The organism is Arthrobacter sp. KBS0703, from assembly GCF_002008315.2.
Classification (GTDB): domain Bacteria; phylum Actinomycetota; class Actinomycetes; order Actinomycetales; family Micrococcaceae; genus Arthrobacter.
This window is the reverse complement of the sequence record NZ_MVDG02000001.1, coordinates 2894326-2912355: the sequence shown is the minus strand read 5'-3', so window position 1 is coordinate 2912355 and position 18030 is coordinate 2894326. Positions and strand designations below refer to the sequence as shown.

Annotated in this window: 16 protein-coding genes and 1 pseudogene; 5 read left to right on the top strand and 12 right to left on the bottom strand. The window is 65.2% G+C overall.

Annotated features, from left to right (window positions below):
• Nucleotides 1-94 precede the first annotated feature (94 nt).
• The 5 genes from B1A87_RS13525 to B1A87_RS13505 all read right to left on the bottom strand — a co-directional run bounded on the left by B1A87_RS13525 (nucleotide 95) and on the right by B1A87_RS13505 (nucleotide 3020).
• Nucleotides 95-472 carry a hypothetical protein gene (locus B1A87_RS13525; protein ID WP_139362747.1) on the bottom strand — a complete coding sequence of 126 codons (378 nt, stop codon included), beginning with the start codon at nucleotides 470-472 and terminating at the stop codon, nucleotides 95-97.
• A gap of 58 nt (nucleotides 473-530) precedes the next feature.
• Nucleotides 531-728 carry a hypothetical protein gene (locus tag B1A87_RS23065; RefSeq protein WP_078027713.1) on the bottom strand — a complete coding sequence of 66 codons (198 nt, stop codon included), beginning with the start codon at nucleotides 726-728 and terminating at the stop codon, nucleotides 531-533.
• A gap of 9 nt (nucleotides 729-737) precedes the next feature.
• Nucleotides 738-1658 (bottom strand): TDT family transporter, encoded by a 921-nt coding sequence (locus B1A87_RS13515; RefSeq protein WP_260680838.1) that lies wholly within the window; start codon nucleotides 1656-1658, stop codon nucleotides 738-740.
• A gap of 74 nt (nucleotides 1659-1732) precedes the next feature.
• The gene (locus B1A87_RS13510; RefSeq protein WP_078027711.1) at nucleotides 1733-2257 is read right to left on the bottom strand and encodes a PaaI family thioesterase; all 525 of its coding nucleotides are present in this window, start codon (nucleotides 2255-2257) and stop codon (nucleotides 1733-1735) included.
• Between the two features lie 46 nt (nucleotides 2258-2303).
• Complete coding sequence (locus B1A87_RS13505) at nucleotides 2304-3020, bottom strand: SDR family oxidoreductase (RefSeq protein WP_078027710.1); 717 nt, start codon at nucleotides 3018-3020, stop codon at nucleotides 2304-2306.
• A 127-nt stretch (nucleotides 3021-3147) separates the two neighbouring features.
• Here B1A87_RS13505 and B1A87_RS13500 point away from each other — a divergent pair, with 127 nt between their 5' ends.
• Both B1A87_RS13500 and B1A87_RS13495 read left to right on the top strand, forming a co-directional pair.
• The gene (locus tag B1A87_RS13500; RefSeq protein WP_144275816.1) at nucleotides 3148-3669 is read left to right on the top strand and encodes a helix-turn-helix domain-containing protein; all 522 of its coding nucleotides are present in this window, start codon (nucleotides 3148-3150) and stop codon (nucleotides 3667-3669) included.
• Entirely contained in the window at nucleotides 3670-4203 is a 534-nt protein-coding gene (locus B1A87_RS13495; protein WP_078027709.1) for a GNAT family N-acetyltransferase, read from the top strand.
• Nucleotides 4204-4450: 247 nt separating this feature from the next.
• Here B1A87_RS13495 and B1A87_RS13485 read toward each other — a convergent pair.
• The 5 genes from B1A87_RS13485 to B1A87_RS13465 all read right to left on the bottom strand — a co-directional run bounded on the left by B1A87_RS13485 (nucleotide 4451) and on the right by B1A87_RS13465 (nucleotide 10279).
• Nucleotides 4451-5333 (bottom strand): IS5 family transposase gene (locus B1A87_RS13485; protein WP_139362746.1). Its coding sequence is split into 2 segments (ribosomal slippage): nucleotides 4451-4972 and nucleotides 4974-5333, totalling 882 coding nucleotides; the frame shifts between segments, so codons are not numbered across the junction.
• A 174-nt stretch (nucleotides 5334-5507) separates the two neighbouring features.
• Nucleotides 5508-6545: a 2-keto-3-deoxygluconate permease gene (locus B1A87_RS13480; RefSeq protein ID WP_078027705.1), complete on the bottom strand. Its 1038-nt coding sequence runs from the start codon at nucleotides 6543-6545 to the stop codon at nucleotides 5508-5510.
• 73 nt (nucleotides 6546-6618) lie between these two features.
• Nucleotides 6619-7662, bottom strand: coding sequence for a zinc-binding dehydrogenase (locus tag B1A87_RS13475; protein WP_078027704.1), 1044 nt, complete (start codon nucleotides 7660-7662; stop codon nucleotides 6619-6621).
• A gap of 54 nt (nucleotides 7663-7716) precedes the next feature.
• Nucleotides 7717-9012: a four-carbon acid sugar kinase family protein gene (locus B1A87_RS13470; RefSeq protein WP_078027703.1), complete on the bottom strand. Its 1296-nt coding sequence runs from the start codon at nucleotides 9010-9012 to the stop codon at nucleotides 7717-7719.
• Nucleotide 9013: 1 nt separating this feature from the next.
• Nucleotides 9014-10279 carry a RuBisCO large subunit C-terminal-like domain-containing protein gene (locus B1A87_RS13465; RefSeq protein WP_078027702.1) on the bottom strand — a complete coding sequence of 422 codons (1266 nt, stop codon included), beginning with the start codon at nucleotides 10277-10279 and terminating at the stop codon, nucleotides 9014-9016.
• A gap of 271 nt (nucleotides 10280-10550) precedes the next feature.
• Here B1A87_RS13465 and B1A87_RS13460 point away from each other — a divergent pair, with 271 nt between their 5' ends.
• On the top strand, nucleotides 10551-11417 hold the full coding sequence (locus B1A87_RS13460; RefSeq protein WP_185982331.1) for a GntR family transcriptional regulator: 867 nt from the start codon (nucleotides 10551-10553) through the stop codon (nucleotides 11415-11417).
• A 412-nt stretch (nucleotides 11418-11829) separates the two neighbouring features.
• Entirely contained in the window at nucleotides 11830-13005 is a 1176-nt protein-coding gene (locus B1A87_RS13455; RefSeq protein WP_078027700.1) for a serine hydrolase, read from the top strand.
• 172 nt (nucleotides 13006-13177) lie between these two features.
• Here the strand turns inward: B1A87_RS13455 and B1A87_RS13450 are convergent.
• Nucleotides 13178-13541 (bottom strand): annotated as a pseudogene (locus B1A87_RS13450) (DUF664 domain-containing protein).
• 410 nt (nucleotides 13542-13951) lie between these two features.
• On the opposite strand from B1A87_RS13450, the gene B1A87_RS13445 reads away from it, so the two are divergent.
• Complete coding sequence (locus B1A87_RS13445; protein ID WP_185982330.1) at nucleotides 13952-17425, top strand: choice-of-anchor D domain-containing protein; 3474 nt, start codon at nucleotides 13952-13954, stop codon at nucleotides 17423-17425.
• Nucleotides 17426-17458: 33 nt separating this feature from the next.
• Here the strand turns inward: B1A87_RS13445 and B1A87_RS13440 are convergent, their stop codons facing one another.
• A complete protein-coding gene (locus B1A87_RS13440; protein ID WP_078027698.1) occupies nucleotides 17459-17971 on the bottom strand; it encodes a hypothetical protein in 513 nt (170 codons plus the stop codon).
• Nucleotides 17972-18030 lie beyond the last annotated feature (59 nt).

The following is an 18030-nucleotide window of genomic DNA, read 5'->3' as shown; positions in this document are numbered from 1 at the left end:
TTGGTTCCGCCGGTCCAGATGTTGCTGGTGCCGGGGACCGTGTAACGGTTTTGGACGGTCCAGGCGTAAATGGTGCCGGTGTTGGGCGTGACTTTCAGGGCGTAGTGTGAGGTGTTGCCTTGGGTGCTGGTGGCTCTGAAGAGGTGTGTCCGCCGCTGGTTACGGTGAACACTCCGGTGAAGCGCGGATCCGCGATTGCCCAGGCCGTGAGGTTGATGCTGAGGTTCACACCTGAGCAGCTCACGGTGACGGTTGCGGTGGATGCCGGGATCAGGGCGGAGGAGATGGGGAGTGAAGCACTATCGGACCCATTGAAAGCGGCTTGGGCGATGCCGGGGGCGAAGACCAGTATTGCAGCCGCCGCCAGGACCGCGGCGACGCGCCCGGACGCGGGCGTCCGCCCGGTGTCGGGGGTGCTCCGGCTTCTACGCAAGGTGGGCGGCTTTCTGTCGGGCCCGGTGGTCCATTCCATTCTTACCTCTTTCATGCGGCAAGGGCAGGGCACCCGGTTCGGTTCTGTGAAGAGGATCTCATGCACCGCGGCGGGCGGTGTGACCGCCCAGGGCTTTCTCCAGCTGCTGCTGGTGCTGGCGGACGAGTTCCCCGGCCTGGACCGCCGCGGTGTGATCGGTCATGACCAGGGCGTGTTCGAGGCGGCCGCAGTGCTGTTCCATCCGGAGCGCCCCCACCATCGAGGAGCTGGTTTTCAGGCTGAGGACTGCATCCATCTCGTCTCGCTATGCGCGGGCACTTCCCGTTGTCGCAGTACGGGCGGCAATGGCGAGGGTGAAGGCTGTTGCGAGCCCGAGTATCGTCCAAGCGTAAATTTCCCAGCCGGGGAGGCTAGTGGTGGCAAGCCAGCGGATGGCGTAGTTGGTGGTTGCGCCCACGGGAAAGGTAAACACCCAGAACGCTGGTGAGAAGGGCAGCTTGCGATATTCGGGGAGGAGCATGACCTGCAGTAGCGCCATGATTGCCAGCACGCCGGTGAGCCCAAGCTGCGCGGCCCCCATTGGACCGGGGTGTGAGACCATCCAAGCGATGTTGGCCGTTGCAGGCGCAGCCAGGTATGCGGACAGTCCGGTCTTGGCTGCTGGTACCAGCGCGCCTCCGGTCATGAGCCGGACGGTGACGACGGTGCCCACGACAAGCCAAAAGAACACGCCGACGCCAAACGCAGCCATGGCCGCATCATGGACGTGGAGGCTTGAGAATCCGATGCTCGCAACGAAGGACCCGGCAACGACAGGCAGCAGGTAGCCGGGATGGATGGACTGCATCGATACCCCGCCGGTGACCCAGTGTGCGAGAAGTTGTGCGGCGACGATGGCCAGGGCGGCGATGAACGCCCCACACAGCCAGGCACCCCAGGGCGGCAGGTACTGGCTGTAGTGGGAGGAAAGCAGGATCCCGATGAGTGGAATAAAGGATGCGAAAGGCCCTGCCACCTCGTGCTTGAGGTCAGAACGGAATGTTCCTTTCCGCCGAAGGCCCCGGAACACGTACGTGACGGTCAGGACCAGCCACAGGGCGGTGGCTGTTCCGTAGAGAATTTCCTCCGGCCACACCGGGGATCCGAGAGCCCCCCTGGCAGCGGACCAGCCGCCGCCCAGACCGGCAAGCCCCAGCGGTACGCCGAACCGGCTCAACTCATGCATCCCTGGCTCGGCGTTCAAAGGCTCAGCAGGTTCGTGAGCTGCAGGTGCCGGGGCAACAGTGGCGGCACTAGGTGTCATGGTGTCAGCGCCTCCGGTTGGTGGGGAAAGACGAGGAGTGTGCTTGTGGCGGTGGCGAGGAGTTCACCCTCGGTGGTGCAGAGGCGGCCCTCGGTGAAAATCAGCCGCGAACCAGCTTTCACCACTGACCCCTCTGCGCGAAGGGCGCCCTGCCGAAGCGTGACGGGCCGCAGGTACTTCACCGCCAGGTCGATGGAGGTGTAGCCGAGACCTGCTGCCAAGGTGGTATGTGCTGCGCAGCCGAGGGCCGTGTCAAGGAGGGTGCAGGCAAGGCCGCCGTGCACCATTCCAAGGGGGTTGTAGTGCGCTTCACTTGGACGGCACTCGAATTCGACGTGCCCATGTTTAGCTTCGACGAGATCGAACTTCATCAGGGACGCGATCGGCGGCGGCGCAATGCTGCCATCGCGGAGGCCGGAAAAGTAGTCCAGACCCGACAGCCGTGGAAGCTGCTCGAGCGCGATTGCCGGATCAATCCAGGTGAAGGTCTCCGAGCGCTCTGCGGAGGTGTTGCTTGTCATGAATGTATCTCTCTGAGTTCTTAGGAGGTCTTCAGGCTTTGTCGGGTCATGCCGGGGCGCTGGCTGCCAGCGCCGGGTAAAGATCGGAGATCGCACCAGAGAGGCCAAGCTTCACCCCGGCAGTGATGTCATCCACGATGACCTCGTAATCTCCCTGCTCGAGCGCATCGAACGACTTCCGCACGACTTCCTCGGGAGAAGTTTTTGGGGCATCGACTCCCTTCGCCATGGCCGTATCGATGTAGCCGACGTGCACGCCCGTGACGTGCGTGCCTTGGGGAGCCAGTTCCACCCGGAAGGAGTTGGTCGCGGACCACAGCGCCGCCTTTGACGCGCTGTAGGCGCCGGTGAGCGCGATCCAGCTGAGCGCCGAGTGGATGTTGAGGACCACTGACGTCCCGCTGGCCGCGAGCACCGGCGCGAATGCCTTGGTAAGGGCGACCGGCCCGAAGAAATTGGTCTCCATCACGTTTCGGAATTCCTCGTCAGGCAGTGCCAGGAGTGTGTCCGATTCCACGAAGATGCCGGCGCTGTTAATCGGGACCGTGACGTCCGGAGCCTGCGCCACGGCGGCCCGGATTGAGGCAGGGTCGGTGACATCGAGAGCGAGAGGGATGACGCGGGAATCGTTCCATTCCTGGGGACGCCGTGCCGACGCGTAGACCTTCGCAGCGCCGCGGGCGAGGGCCTGTTCCACGAAGTGGCGGCCCAGCCCCCCGTTCGCGCCGGTGACAGGGACGACGGCGCCAGACAGCTGTGGCATGGATTCTCCCGATCTCAGACAGGGCGGCGACGCGGTTGCCGCTGCCTTCGAAAGTAAGGTTAGCGAAGTTAGTTTGATTTTCCAACTCACTTGTATACTTACAGAAAGCACTGAAAGCAGGTAAGTCATGACACCAACCGATACGGCCAGGGATGCGCCCAGGGCGTGTTTCATCGCAGCAGGGCTCGAGGTACTGGGGGAGCGGTGGGCGTTGCTGGCGCTTCGGGAGATGTCCCTGGGCGTTCATCGTTTCGATCAGATAGCCCGAAATACAGGCGCGTCCCGCGACATCCTGACGGGCCGGCTGCGCACACTCGAAAGCCACGGCGTGATTGAGCGCGTCCAATATTCCGAGCGCCCCCCGCGCCATGAGTACCACCTCACAACTTCCGGGGCCGAAGTTGCTCCCATCCTCATCTCACTCGCGGCGTGGAGCAGTACCTGGATGCGCGACGAGACACCCCGCGCCTCTTACCGGCACAGTTGCGGGGCCGACCTGAATCCGGTGCTGACCTGCGCCGAATGCGGCGAGGAATTCAGAGTGGGCAGTCTGATGCTGGGACCGCTGGTGTCAACGGCCGACGCCATCCCGGTCGAGCGGCCGCACGAACCAAGGAATTTCAATAAGACATACATCAAGAGGAGATAAATGTCCGGCAATCGGGCAGTAGTGACACTGGAGATGGTTGACTTTGAAGACCCCAGAGCAGCCAGTCTGCGGGATCTGTTAACAGACGAGCTGCTCGCCCGATACGCTACGGAAGAAGAACCTCATCTTTCCAAAGCAGCGCAGAAAGCGCTCTCCGTACCACCGCAAGATTTCGTCGCCAACGTCCTGGTACTTAACACCGTAGGTGAAGCCATAGGGCACGGCGCTCTCCGTCGGTTGAATGGGGAATGGGAGGTCAAGCGGGTCATTACAGACCCTGCAGCCCGAGGTATGGGCGCTGCGACCGGACTCATGGCGGAACTCGAGAGGATTGCCGCCAGTGCCGGCGCCCGCCGCGTTATCTTGCAAACCGGGGGTAAGCAGCCGGAAGCTGAAGCTTTTTATCGAAAACTTGGATACAGGCAGATACCCACTTATCCTCCCTACGAGCACTCCATCCCGTCGTCGATCTGCTTTGCAAAAGAGCTTCAGCCTATGGAGGACCGAATCCCGTCCATTCTCGGCCAGGAATAGAGGTCCGGCCGTGGGGGAGAAAAGGTCCATCTCTAACTTGAGCTATTAGTCTCGCTCGAACCCCGATAGTGGGCCTTCCGTAAGCTACGACGGTGGGGCAACGGCGCATCGACGGCGCCGTGTTCGGATGCGCATCCGGTTCGTTTGACGATCACTCTGTCGCCCGGGTTCAGGTGGATCCAGTTGTGGTAACTGAGCAGGCGGGTTTGGGGTACGGAGAAAGGGACGTCCACTAGGGCGTGTCTCCTTATTGGCGTAGCCAGATGACGACGGCGTAGAGGACGACGCCGGCTCGATAGGTCAGTGCGAGTTTGTCGTAGCGGGTGGCGATGCCGCGCCATTGTTTGAAGAGACTGAAGGACCTCTCCACAGAGTTGCGGCCCTTGTAGGTCTCGGCGTCGAAGTTCACGGGCCGTCCGCCGCGTGAGCCGCGGCGTTTGCGGTGCCCGATCTGGTCAGAAGGTTCCGGAATGACGGCTTTGATGCCCCGTCCGCGCAGCAGTGACCTGTTCGCCCTGGACGAGTAGGCTTTGTCGCCCATCACGGCATCCGGCCGGGTCCTGGCGCGGCCGCCGCCCAGGCGAGGAACCCGTACTGCCTCCATGACGACCGGGAACATGGGCGAATCGCCGGCCTGCCCGGGGCCGAGAATCATTGCCAGTGGTCGGCCTTTCCCGTCGCAGGCGTGGTGGATCTTGGTGCTCAGCCCGCCGCGGGAGCGGCCGATGGCGTGATCCGAGGGTTCAGCAAACAGTTTCTTGTAATTCGGGAGTTCCCCCTGTGGTGCGGGGAAGGTTCGTCCCGTGCTGGTGAGCTCGGTTGATGGTCGAGTCCACCGAAACCGTCCAGTCGATCACCCCGGCGGCGTCCGCTTCGGCCAGAAGCTTCCCGCGGACCTGGTCCCACGTTCCGTCGGACGCGTATCGGCGGTGCCGCTTCCACACCGTCTGCCACGGACCGAACTCCGCGGGAAGGTCCCGCCAGGCAATGCCGCACCGGTACCGGTAAATGATGCCTTCAACGATTTGGCGATTGCCCCGGAACGGACGTCCACGCCTCCCGTCAGAACTCGGCAGCAACGGCTCGATCCGGGACCACTGATCATCACTCAAAACAGAAGTTCGCGACACCTCTCAAGCATTCCAGCTAGCCAACCCCCGATTTAGGAGACACGCCCTAGCTGGGTGGCTGCATTCATGGTGTTCCGTCCGGTGGATTTGGCGTTTCCGTCCACCAGGTCCGGGTATATAAGGATGGGCGGGGGGCACCCGTGTGCACGCCCCGCCCTTTTTCCTTTAGCACTGCTAGGTCAGTTCTGGGGTACTACTTGCATGCTTGGGGGCTAGCGCCTCCTGCTCGGCGGAATTGTCTTCTGTGTCCGCTAGGCCCTCCTTTTTCTGCACCCGGCGGGCCCATGCTGAGGTGACGATGGGGCAGAGCACTGCGGAGACGACGACCGAGGCCGCCACGAGGACGGTGGCGTGTTCCGCGGCTGGCGCGTAGACGGGGTTGGCCGTGGCGATGATGGCGGGGACGAGGGCCGCGTTGCCGGCTGTGGTTGCTGCGGCGAGACCTGCTACGCCGTCGCCGCCGGTGAGTTTGTCGGCGAGCAGCAGCACTGCACCGCCGGCGAAGACCACGAACAGGCCAAGGGCGATGCCGAGCAGTCCTGCTTCGACGACGGCGTTGAGGTTGATGGTCAGGCCGAGGGCCAGGCCCAGGAACGGCACCATTGCCGGTACCAGCGGGGCCAGGAGATGCCGCATGTTCTTGTCCAGGTTTCCCAGGAGCATGCCCAGCGCCAGCGGGAGGATCGCGCCGACGAGTGCCTGCCAGGGGAAGGCAGCGAGGCCGGCGATGCCGAGGGTGACCATGGTCAGGAAGGGGCCGGACTCGAGCGAGAGGATGGAGTAGGCTCCGGCATCGCGTTTGCGGCCGAACTGTCCCATCAGGGAGATGTAGAGCCCGCCGTTGGTGTCGTTCAGGGCGGCGACGAGTGCGAGGGTTGACAGGCCGGCAAGGATTCCGGAGCCGATGGGCGCTTCGCCGAGGAAGCGTCCGGTGATGACGCCGATGAGGATGGCGAAGAGGATTTTTGAGCCGAGGAGCACGCCGCCCTTTTTGAGGATGTAGGGCGTTGATTTGACTTCGAGTGTCGCGCCGAGGCAGACGAAGAACACGGCCAGGAGGGGCGGAAGGCCGGTGAAGAAGGCCCCGGTGAAGGATCCGAAGAACTTTCCGGCGTCAGGTGCCAGGGTGTGGATGACGGCGCCGATGCCAAGGGGCACCAGCATCATGCCGCCGGGTACTTTTTCCAGGGCTTTCTTGATGGGAATCGACATTGATTTCTCCTGTGAATAGCTGGGGGCTTTGGTTGGCGCGTTCTGCGGGGCAGATTCGCGGGTGGGGGTGTGTTTAGCCGAGGCCCGGGATGAGCAGGACTTTGCAGGCGTCGCCGGTGAGCAGTTCGACGGCTTCGTCGATTTCGCTTAGCTTCTTGCGGTGGGTGATGAGCCAGTCCAGGTCCAGCTTCCCGGAGTCCAGCAGCAGCAGGCTTTGTTCCCAGGTTTCCCAGAGCCGACGTCCGAAGATCCCGCGAAGGGTGATGCCTTTTTTGTTGATATAGGCGGCGATGTCGACTTCGGCGGGGCGGCTGGGGTGGCCGACGGTGATGACGGTGGCTTCGCGGCGGACGGCTTCGAAGAGGGTTGTCAGAGTGCCGGGGGCCCCGGAGCATTCGAAGGCGACGTCGAAGCCGCCGCGGCGGCCGGTCAGCTCGCGGCAGCGTTCGATGATGCCGTCATTGGGGTGCAGGGCTGTCGCACCGAGCTTTTCGGCTTGGGCCCTCCGGTAGGGGTTGGGGTCGACGGCAATGACATGGCTGGCGCCCATGAGCAGCGCCAGGTTCACCACGACGAGACCGACCGGGCCTGCGCCGCTGACAAGCACCGCCCGGCCAGCGACGGAGTAGTTGGCACGCTGGATGGCATGCACAGCCACACCGGCTGCCTCGAGCAAGGCTCCGGACTCGAGCGACAGGCCGGTGGGGAGCTTGACGCAGATGTCCTGCGGCACGGCGGCGTATTCGGCGAAGACACCGTCGATGTGCATGCCGAGGATGCCGGTGCGTTCGCAGGTGTGGGCGTCGCCGGTGCGGCCGGGGAAGCACTGGCCGCAGGTCAGGTGGCTTTCGAGGGCAACCTGGTCGCCAACCTGCAGTCCGGTGACACCGGGACCGACCTCGACGATTGTTCCTGCGCCTTCGTGACCGAGGATGACCGGGAGGTTGAGGTTGAACGCCTGGGCAGAGGGGGTCCATTCGTAGAGTTCGCGGTCGGTGCCGCACAGGGATGCTGCGCCGACTTCGATGACGACTGTGCCTTCTGTTGCTTTGGGGTCGCCGGCGTCGATGACGTAGGTGACGCCTCGCTCTGCTGCGTTCTTAACTACTGCCCGCATGGGGGCCGCCTTTCATTGGTTCTGGTGGTGCGTGGAGGAATTGTGTTGGGGGGATCAGCCGGGGAGTTGGCCGGCGAAGCGGCGCAGGATGTCGGGCGGGCCGACTTGTCCGCCCTTGAGCAGGAGCCTGCACCCGCCGACAGCGGAGGCTCCGCCGGCCTGCAGGATCGGGCCGGCCGTGACGAACTGGTCGGAAACGCGCAGCTGGCGTACGCCCATGGCGATCAGTGCATGGCTGGAGGTGTCACCGCCGCAGACGGCGATGTCACGGGTGAGCCCGGCATCAGCCATCCTGGCGGCGATGCCGCCGATCAGTGTGCCCACGTAGCCGGCGTCCACCGGCGTCGATCCGTAGCGGGGGTCAGCCGCGCCGCGGGTGGTGTGAACGACAACGTTCCTCCCTGCCCGGAGGGCAGCCGAGACCCGTTCATCGAGGGCGGCCACGAGTGCGGTGTCATCGCGCTGCAGCAGCTCGGCCGGCACCGGAACGTCCTCCCAGCCATTGGAGACCGCGTCGTTAATCTGTTCCGCCGTGGTGCTGGACGCCGAAGCGCTCACGGCCAGCACCGGTCCGGTCGGGCGTTGCGGTCCGGGTGTGCGCGGAGCCTGGTCCGAGATGGACCGTGCCAAGGCTGCCATGATGCCGCCGGATCCCACCACGATCGAGGGACCGTGGCCGTGTTCCTCCCGGGTGAGGGCTTCTGCGATGGCGTCCATCTGGTGTTCGTCCACGGCGTCGACCACAAAGGCCTGCGCCCCGCGTTCCCGCCGCCGGTCCGCCCAGGCATCCTTGAAGGTGCCGTCGTCATAGGCGGGCAGGTGCATCGCCCCGGGCACCTGGCCGCCGCCGAGCTGTTCGGCCAGGACCTCGCGGAGGTCCGCCTCGGACATGGGCGTGGAAGGGTGCCGCGACATCACCGGATGGCGGTCCAGCCGGTAAATCTTGCCGGCGTAGGTCGCGTAGTGGTTGCTGAAGGCTGTATAACGACCGAAGCCCGGCTGCGCCGGCACCACGGGAATGGGGCCGTGCAGGGGGAACTGCTCATGGAGCAGCTGAATCCCGCGGCCAATGCTCCCGACAGTGACGGAGCTGTCGAACGTGGAGCAAACCTTGTACAGCAGCACGTCCAGATTCAGGGCCGCAATCCCGGCAAGGTCACGGGACACCAGGGTGTCGAACGCTGTTCCGGACAGGGACCGTGCCGGACCTGCGAACCCGACGACGTCGGTGTCCGTAGGCAGCGGCGCGTCCCCGATGACCAGCGCAGCTTCCAGGCCGTAGCGGTGGGACTGGGCCAGGACATCGGCGGCTCCGGTGAGGTCGTCGGCGACGAAACCAAAAGCTGGCATGTCAGGCACCCTTCCCAAAAGTCTGAACGGCGTGCAGGAGAGCATCGTCCCCCGTTGAGGCGAGTTTGTCGGCCGCCGACTGCAACGGCACCCCGTCCACGGCCGCTTCCCACGCCTGGCGCAGGCTCCGCACTCCGGCACCCGGGCCGTCCGGGTGGGCCGCGACACCGCCGCCGGCCAGCATCATCAGGTCCGTGGACCCCACCGCGTCAAACGTGGGACCGGGAGTGGTCACGTTCTGCCCTGAGGACAACACAGGCAGCGGTGAAATGGTCTGTCCGAGGGGGTCGAGCAGGCTCCGGATGTTGGCCGCGACCTCTTCGTCCAGTTCGTAGAACTTACTGCCAAGACCGCTGGCATGTAGGTGATCGGCGCCGGCGAGGCGGGCCATCTGCTGCCAGACCCGGTAATCCATGCCCAGGGCCTTGGACCGCATGGAGGCGGCGAGGCCGGCACGGTGGCCGTGAATGGGGACCTCCGCGAAGCTGCGCAGCAGGGCCAGGGCGGGCAGACCCATGACCGGGATGTTCAGCATCACGCAGCGACCACCGGCTTCAACAACCAGGTCGTGGCGCTTCCGCAGTCCGGCGAGGTCACCGGTGATGTTGAAGGCATACATGGTGGAGTGGCCGGTAACCTGCTCGGCGGCGCGGATTTCCTCGGTAGCGACCGCGACCCGGCGTTCCAGCGGCAGGTACGCCGGATCAGTCATCAGCTCGTCGTCCTTGATCAGGTCAATGGACGCCATCGCCAGATCCCGGACCACCAGTCGGAACTCCTCTTCCGAGAGCCCGACGTTGGGCTTGACGATAGTGCCGACCATCACGCCCTGAACGTCGCTGATGAGCTTGCGCGTCCCCTCAATCCCGAGGGCCGGGCCGGGATGGGCGGCGACGAAGTCCTCTGGCAGCTCAATGTTTTGGAGCCGGCAGGCATACAGGTCGCCCAGTTCGAAGAGGTTGCCTGCAATGGCGGTCTGCAAGGTCGCCAGGTCGGTTCCGACGTTCTCCATCGGGAAGTCGACGGTTACCAAGGCAGCGCGGACTTTTTCCGGGTTGGCACGTGACGGCAGGGAAGGGCGGCAAAAGCCAAGCTCCTGCACATCGGATATCCGGGCGGCGTGCCGTTCCCGGATCCGGGCCGATTCGCCCGGGACCGGCAGGAAGGTGCCGCTGGACTGCTCGCCCGCCATGATGGCGGCGGCCTTCCCGGGGTCAATCTCGGACTCTAGATAGTAGGTGCAACGCACCGAGCGCGGGTCGCGCATGGACTCTCCAATTCGAGGGGGTTTTGAAACTCACGTATCCGACTGTCACCTGCAGGTACTTTCACTTCGCTCACGCGCCGATGCGGGCTTAAGCAGGTGACTCGCACTTCGGGTCCGCGGCATCTTCTGTGATCCCTTGGCCGAAGTTGTACGTACCTTTGATACGTACAATAATGGGTGGCGTAGGTCACGTCAAGCCCGGCTGATAACACTGCAGCCCGCTAGGAGGCAGCGGGAGGGCTAAGATTTGCACAGCGGCAAAGGAGTTAGCGTGAGTTTGGAACCAGCAGAAACAGCGTCGGAGCCGGCGGGACGCAGCGGTGGTTTGAACCGGGAAGCCGGAGGCCCGCTCCATGCACAAATTCGGGACATCCTGCACCGGCAGATCGTGGACCTTGCACTGTCCCCGGGCTCCTCCCTGCCCACTGAAGAAGAACTGCAAAGGCAGTTCGGGGTCTCCCGCAGCGTCGTGCGTCAGGCGCTGTCAGGGCTTGCCGACCTCGGCTTGATCCGGCGCCAGCGGGGCCGCGGCAGCGTGGTGGCTGCGACACCTGTCCTTCGCCGGCACGTTCAGCGCGCGGGCGGTCTGGATGAACAGGCGGCCGCGCACGGCCAGCGCCTGCGCACCCATGTCCTCAGCGTAGAACCTTCCGAGCCGCCCCAGGCAGGCATCGAGGCCCTCAACACCACCAACACCTGGAAAATTGAGCGGGTCCGCTACCTCGACGATCTTCCCGTTGCCTTCATGCGCACCTGGGTCCCGCGGGACTTCTTCCCGCATTTCACCGTGGAATTGCTCGAAAACGCCTCACTCCTCAGCCTGATGCGCGACCACGGTTACCACCCCGCCGGTGGACCCCGCCAGGTACAGGCGGTGTCCTCAGATCCTGACCTGGCACGGAAACTGAACATCAACACCCGGGAGCCACTGCTCCTGCTCCAAGGTGTAACCCGGGACGCCCTCGGCCATGGTCTCGAATGGTTCAACGTCTGGCACAGCCCCAACACCGTTTTCGACGTCGACGCGCAAGTCACCAGCCAGCCAGGACGCGTCTCCCAAGAGCACCTCCGCCGCCTGCGGAACCTGACCCAGCAACTTGAATCAGAACTAGCCGACCTCGAACGAGGAGCACACTAAAGCGCGCCCCCACGGCCAACCGACGTCTGACATCTATCGGGACACCTCAAGAGTTGGAGTCGACGCCGGCAGGGAGCCGGCGCAGCCTTACCGGCCGCCAATGCCTACTCCTGTTTGGACGTTGCTTGTCTCATAACCTATGTGCCTCAAATCCCTAGGGTGGTGAGACGGCAGGGTGTTGGAGCCTCAACCACAACGTCGCTCCCCGCATTTGTGCTCTAGATGGGCATCACTCCTCCCGGGAAACCCGAGCCAGTCGCTAACCGTTGGATTACCGGGCCACCGCTTCACCATCACGAGAGTCCGCCTTACCATTGAGGTGCTGGGGCGACGGCGCCGTTGCAGGTCTGGCCGGACGTGGTGTCGCAAGCGGCCAAGAACCTGTCATCTCGTCCCGAGCGGATGGCCCGCAATGCGCACGAAGAATCACGTCTGGAGGCGGGCGGCCTTCGCCGTCATCCTCGCCGTCTCTGGCTGTACCTACACCACAGACGACACCATACCGCCACCAACCTCACCGAATCCCCTGGCTCCCTTGGAGAAGCAGGTCCAGCTGTTCATGGACCAAGGCGCGGTGGCCGCCGTCGTGCAAATCCGGTGGCCGGAGGGCGAGTGGTCCAAGGCATACGGCGTGCGCGACCTCGAGTCCAGGACTCCGGCGCAGCCGATGGACAGGGTGCAGATCGCCAGCGTCACCAAAACGATGACAGCCGTGGCGGTGCTCAAGCTCGTCGACGACCACCTCATCGGCCTCGACGACCCCGTCAATGACGTCATTCCGGGGTTCACGTCCGCGCTCAATCCTCCGGGGCCGATCACAGTGAGGCAGCTGCTCAGCCACACATCCGGGATGCCCGAGGTCAACGATGCCCTGCCACGCGATGTCGACTTCCGTTCCGCTAGCTCCCGTACGCTGACGATGGAGCGGGGCGTTCAGTTAGCCGGGACCCTCCCTTGGACCGCGGCCGGCGTCGGGTCCTTCGCGTACTCGAACACGAATTACCTCGCTCTCGGTCTCCTGATCCAGACACTGCGACACAAGCCCTTCGTCGAAGTCATGCGCGAGGAGGTCTTTGACCCGCTCGGCTTGAAGAACACCAGTCTGGACCGTCTCGACCTCGACGAGACCGGACTTTTGCACGGCTACGTTACCCTCCGCGGTGAACGCGTCGACACCACAGACAACATCTTCGCGGTCGGCTCTCCGGCATCGGGGGCCGTGTCGACAGTGGAAGACCTGAACCACTTCATGGCCAGCCTCTTCCAGGGACGGGCGCTCTCTGCGGCGTCGCTGCGGGAGATGAAGACTAGCCCCGGCTTCGCCCCGTACGGGCTGGGCCTGTGGGAGCACTCGGACGGATGCTCGGTCGAGTCGCGGCACGAAGGCCGGGGCTCCTTCTGGGATTACCAAACGGTCGCAGTCAGCAGCGGCGACGGGCGCTACCAGGCCGCAATGACCGTCACCACGCCACCGATGCCCACCGAGTTCGAGGACCCGTCCAGCCAGAACAAGCGTGTCCTCCTAAACGGCCAGATCGAGTCCACCCTCAATGAGACCCTCGACCGACTCTGCCAACCAGCCAACTGAGAATGCACGCGGAACTGCCCATCAGTCACGCTTCGCTCCCAAGAGTTCACTCTTCATGACGACCCACGGCCCGGTTGAGCGGCACCAAGCGATCACAGAACGACGACGGCGCTCGCCGCTGCCGGCCCCTCGCCCGCCGGGACGGGCGCCGGCGTCGTTAAACCGCGCATAGTCAGCCGTTGAGGATCTGCTCGCGCAGGATGTCTGCGTGCCCGCAGTGCTGGGCGAGCTCGCGCAGCATGTGAAGGTACACCCAGCGCAGCGGAAGCGGACCCCTCCGGTTGCCGCGGACCAGGTCGTCCAGCCCCAGGGCGGCCGCCGCGCGGCGTGAGGCCTCGCACGCCTCTCGGTGTGCCCGCTGGACGCTGGCGACGGTATCGCCGTCGTCGAAGATGAACGACTCATCCGGCGTGGCCGGTCAGCCCGTCCAGAGAGTCGTCGAGTGCGGCCCGGTGCTCGTCAATGAACGCCTCGAACTGGGTCCGGAGCGGCTGGCTGAAGACGTCCGGGACGAACGTGGCGGGGAGGCTGGGCATGACTGCAGTATGCCAAGGTCGCCGTGCGGGGGCAACGAGTACGCGGCCGGCTGCTTGTGCCGCTACTGCACCTGAGGGCAGGGGCATCCCACTTCTTCAGTGACGCATCAACCCCCTATTTGGGGTGGGAAATGACGTGAATTGCGGGTCGACTCCCACTTTTTCCTAGGGCGCGACGCTGACAGTGGGGTGGTCCTGACGTTGAGGGATTGGGAGCCCCGCTCAGGACCACCGGGCCCGATGCTTTCCCCATCTGCACCGGACACGGCGCCTAGTCCAACGACGGTCTGAAGCAGGTCTCAAACATGCGCGATCATCACGAAACTGGGGCGTTGACTCGCGCCTCGGCTGCAAGGGTGTCCTCCAGGCGAACTTCGCAGCGGCAACGCCGGCGCGCGTGGAGTGCTCTTTTGTCGGCAGCCCTGGCATTCACCGGCCTGTCCGTCAGCGAAGTCGCCGCCGCGGACGTCGGCACGATCGGCCGCGACACGTTCCGCACCGGGTGGGACAGCACCGAGAGCACGCTCTCGCCGTCGTCCGTCTCGTCATCGAACTTCGGCAAACTGTTCTCCACGGCGGTGGACGGGCAGGTCTACGCCCAGCCGCTCGTTATCGGCGGCACGGTGATTGCCGCGACGGAAAACAACGCCGTTTACGGGCTGGACGGCGTCACGGGGGAGACGAAGTGGCAGCGTTCCCTCGGGCCGGCCTGGCCGGCGTCGACCGTCAGCTGCGGTGACCTCGCGCCCAACATTGGAATCACCTCCACCCCGGTCTTCGACCCGGAAACAAACAGCGTCTTCCTGCTGGCGAAGACGAACGACGGATCCACCCCCCAGCTCCCGCACTGGTACATGCACTCCCTCGACCAGGTGACCGGTGCAGAGAGGCCCGGGTTCCCTGTCCTCATCAGCGGCGCCCCCACCAACGATCCGACCCGCCCCTTCAACGCGATGACCGCCATGCAACGGCCCGGGCTGCTGCTCATGAACGGGGTGGTCTACGCGGGCTTCGCCAGCCACTGCGACTACACGCCCTTCGTCGGCTACGTCATAGGCGTGTCCACCAGCGGACGGCAGACGACGATGTGGGCCACGGAGTCAGGCAACGCCAACGCGGAGGGCGGAATCTGGCAGTCCGGCGGAGGGCTGGTATCCGACGGTCCCGGTCAAATCCTGTTCGCCACCGGGAACGGCATCTCCCCGAAGGCCGGCCCGGGCAACATGCCTCCCAGCACCCTGGCGGAATCTGTGGTCAGGGTCCAGGTTGGAAGTGACGGCAACCTGACCCCAACCGACTTCTTCAGCCCCGCCGGCAACCTCAAGCTGGACCAGAACGACGCCGACCTCGGTTCCGGGGCCCCGGTTGCCATTCCTGACGGCTATGGCACGGCCGAGCACCCTCACCTGCTGGTACAGGTGGGCAAGGACGGGCACGTCTACCTGCTGGACCGGGACAATCTGGGCGGCATGGCGCAGGGGCCGGCCGGAACCGATGCAGTCCTCGACGCGGCCGGACCGTACAACGGAGTGTGGGGGCGGCCCGCGTTTCTCGGGACGGACGACGGCGGGTATCTCTACACCATCGAGAGCCGGGGGTTTCTGCGCGCGTTCAAGCTTGTGCCGAGCGGCACCGGCGGGATCAGGCTCGCCTCCGTCGGGACGTCCGCGGGCACATTCGGGTACACCTCCGGGGCGCCAGCGGTGACCTCGTCCGGCACGGACGGGTCCACCGCCCTCGTCTGGGCGGTCTACTCCACCGGAGCAACCGGGGTCAACGCGGAATTGCGGGCCTACCGCGCCCTTCCGGACAGCACCGGGTCCATCCAGCAGGTGTTCAGCGCTCCGCTAGGTACAGCCTCCAAGTTCTCCTCGGTGGCCACTGACAACGGCCGGGTGTACGTCGGCACCCGCGACGGCCACGTGCATGGCTTCGGCGCCCCGACAACGGCAGCCGTGGGCGCGACGGACACCGACCTGGGCGCGGTAGAAGTCGGCGCCACCCAGGCCGGCACTGTGACCATCACCGCCACCCGGGCCGTGACGGTCAGCTCCGTCACAACAGGGGCGCCGTTCGGGATCGGGGCTTCGGGCAGCCTGACCGGGACCCTGCAGAGTGGCGAGAGCCTGACCGTCCCGCTGACCTTCTCGCCGACGGCTCCCGGGCAGGCTGACGGCACGCTGAATGTTAAGACGGCCGACGGCGAGACCGTGCTCCTGGGCATCCACGGCGTCGGCACGCGGGACGGCCTGGGCGCCACCCCGGCCGCGCTCCAGTTCACCAACGTGCCGACCCTGACGAGCAACCGGCAAACTGTCAACATCGTCAACACCGGTGCGACCGTCGTCGAGATCACCGGCGTTACCGTGCCCGCGAACGCGGGGCTTAGCGTCGATACGGCCACCCTTCCGGTGGCGGGCCAGCAGATTCAACCTCTCGCGTCGGTTCCAGTGTCGGTGACGTTCAGCCCCACGACGGCGGACCCGGTGGCCGACTCGCTGGTCATCGCGAGTGACCGCGGTTCCGTGAGCGTGCCGCTGACCGCGACTGCCGTGTCCGGTGCGGCGCACCTGGAGATGCCGCCCTCGCTGGACTTCGGTGACGTCCCCGTCGGAACATCGGCCACGGCGGACTTCACCATCCTCAACACCGGCAATGTCCCGATGACGATCACCAAGGCGAAGGCGCCGCTGGGAGTCTTCTCCACTACCGCGCCCATCTCCGAAGGCCTCACCGTTCCCCCGGGTGAGTCCGCCTTCCAGAGCGTGACCTTCACGCCGGCGGCCCTGGGGCAGGCCGGCACACTGGACACCTTCTATCTGATCACCGCCGATGACGGCCAGGGCGCGCTGAAGGTCATGCTCACGGGCAACGGCACCGACGACCCCATCGCCGTCAAGGCACAACAGATCGGTGCCGGCCGCCCCGCGTCGTCCCTCGGGCGCGCGCTCACCGGACAGTACGCCGTCGCGGATGGAAAGTGCCAGGACTTCGTCAGCGGGGTGATCTGCTGGTCACCGGCGACGGGGGCACATGAAGTCCATGCTCCGATCTGCAACAGCTACAAGGCCGCGGGCGGCGTCACGGGCATGTTCGGCTTCCCGACCACCGACGTGACGGTCACGCCGGACGGCGTGGGGCGGTACAGTCACTTCTCCGGTTCGGGCGGGGCCTCGATCTACTGGTCAGCGAAGACCGGCGCGCATGAGGTGCACGGCCCCATCCGGGCCTTGTGGTCGTCGCTGGGCTCGGAGAAAGGCCTCCTCGGCTATCCAACCACCGACGTGGGCGGCACTGCAGACGGGGCGGGACAGTACAGCCACTTCTCCGGTTCGGGCGGGGCCTCGATCTACTGGTCGCCGAAGACCGGCGCGCATGAGGTCCACGGATCGATCAGAACCAAGTGGGCGGCACTGGGCTGGGAGAACGGCCCGCTCGGCTATCCAACCACCAACGTGGGCGGCACTGCAGATGGGGCTGGACAGTACAGCCATTTCTCCGGTTCGGGTGGGGCTTCGATCTACTGGTCGCCGAAGACCGGCGCGCATGAGGTCCACGGCGGGATCCGGGCCAGGTGGGCGGCGCTGGGCTGGGAGAAAGGCCCGCTCGGTTATCCGATGACTGACGAGATGGGCACTGCGGACCGGGTGGGGCGGTATGGCCACTTCTCCGGTTCGGGTGGGGCTTCGATCTACTGGTCGCCGAAGACCGGCGCGCACGAGGTCCACGGGGCGATCCGGGCCAGGTGGGCGTCGCTGGGCTGGGAGAAAGGCCGGCTCGGCTATCCAGTCACAGACGAGTACTCGGTTCCGGGCGGCCGGGAATCGGATTTCCGCGGCGGCCGGCTGGTCTGGAAGGCGCGGACAGGGGTCATTAGCGGATAGCGTCAGGGCAACCAAACACGCCGTGTCGACGGATTACCCTGACGAGATCTGCCGCTTGACCTGCTCAAGCTCATCTTTGAGCAGGTCAACGGTGGCACGGTATTTTTCGAAGTCCGCGGTTCGGCGCCTAGCCGCGGCGAAACTGATTCCGGCGGCGAGAATGGCAAGCGGGAACGACAGCAGCAGGGCCCAGCCGGCAGCGGCAAGGAAGTCCAGCGCTATGGGAAGTGCCTGCTTGAATGCCAAGAACTCGTTCACCCCGCCGACCACACCGTTCAGGGCGGAGTCCAGGGGGCCCAGAAACTGCCCCACGACTGGCGTCCCGGAAAACGACGGGGCGCTCAGCGGAGGTTCGTCTCCGGTAGACCAGCGCGAGTCACTGAAATGGTTCAGGACGTAGATCCCGGCACCCGCGTTGAGGGCCGCGAAGAGCAGGACGGAACCAAGCGCGGTCCAATGAAGCTGGCGCGGACGCCAGACGCCGGCCACAAGCGCGAAGACGGCGGCCGCAACCCAAGAAAAGATGCGGAGTTCGTCGCGGCTCATGCCGCCCAGTAGATCCAATGGAATTCCCGCCCTGGCAGTTGGAGTCGATGCTTGTTCCG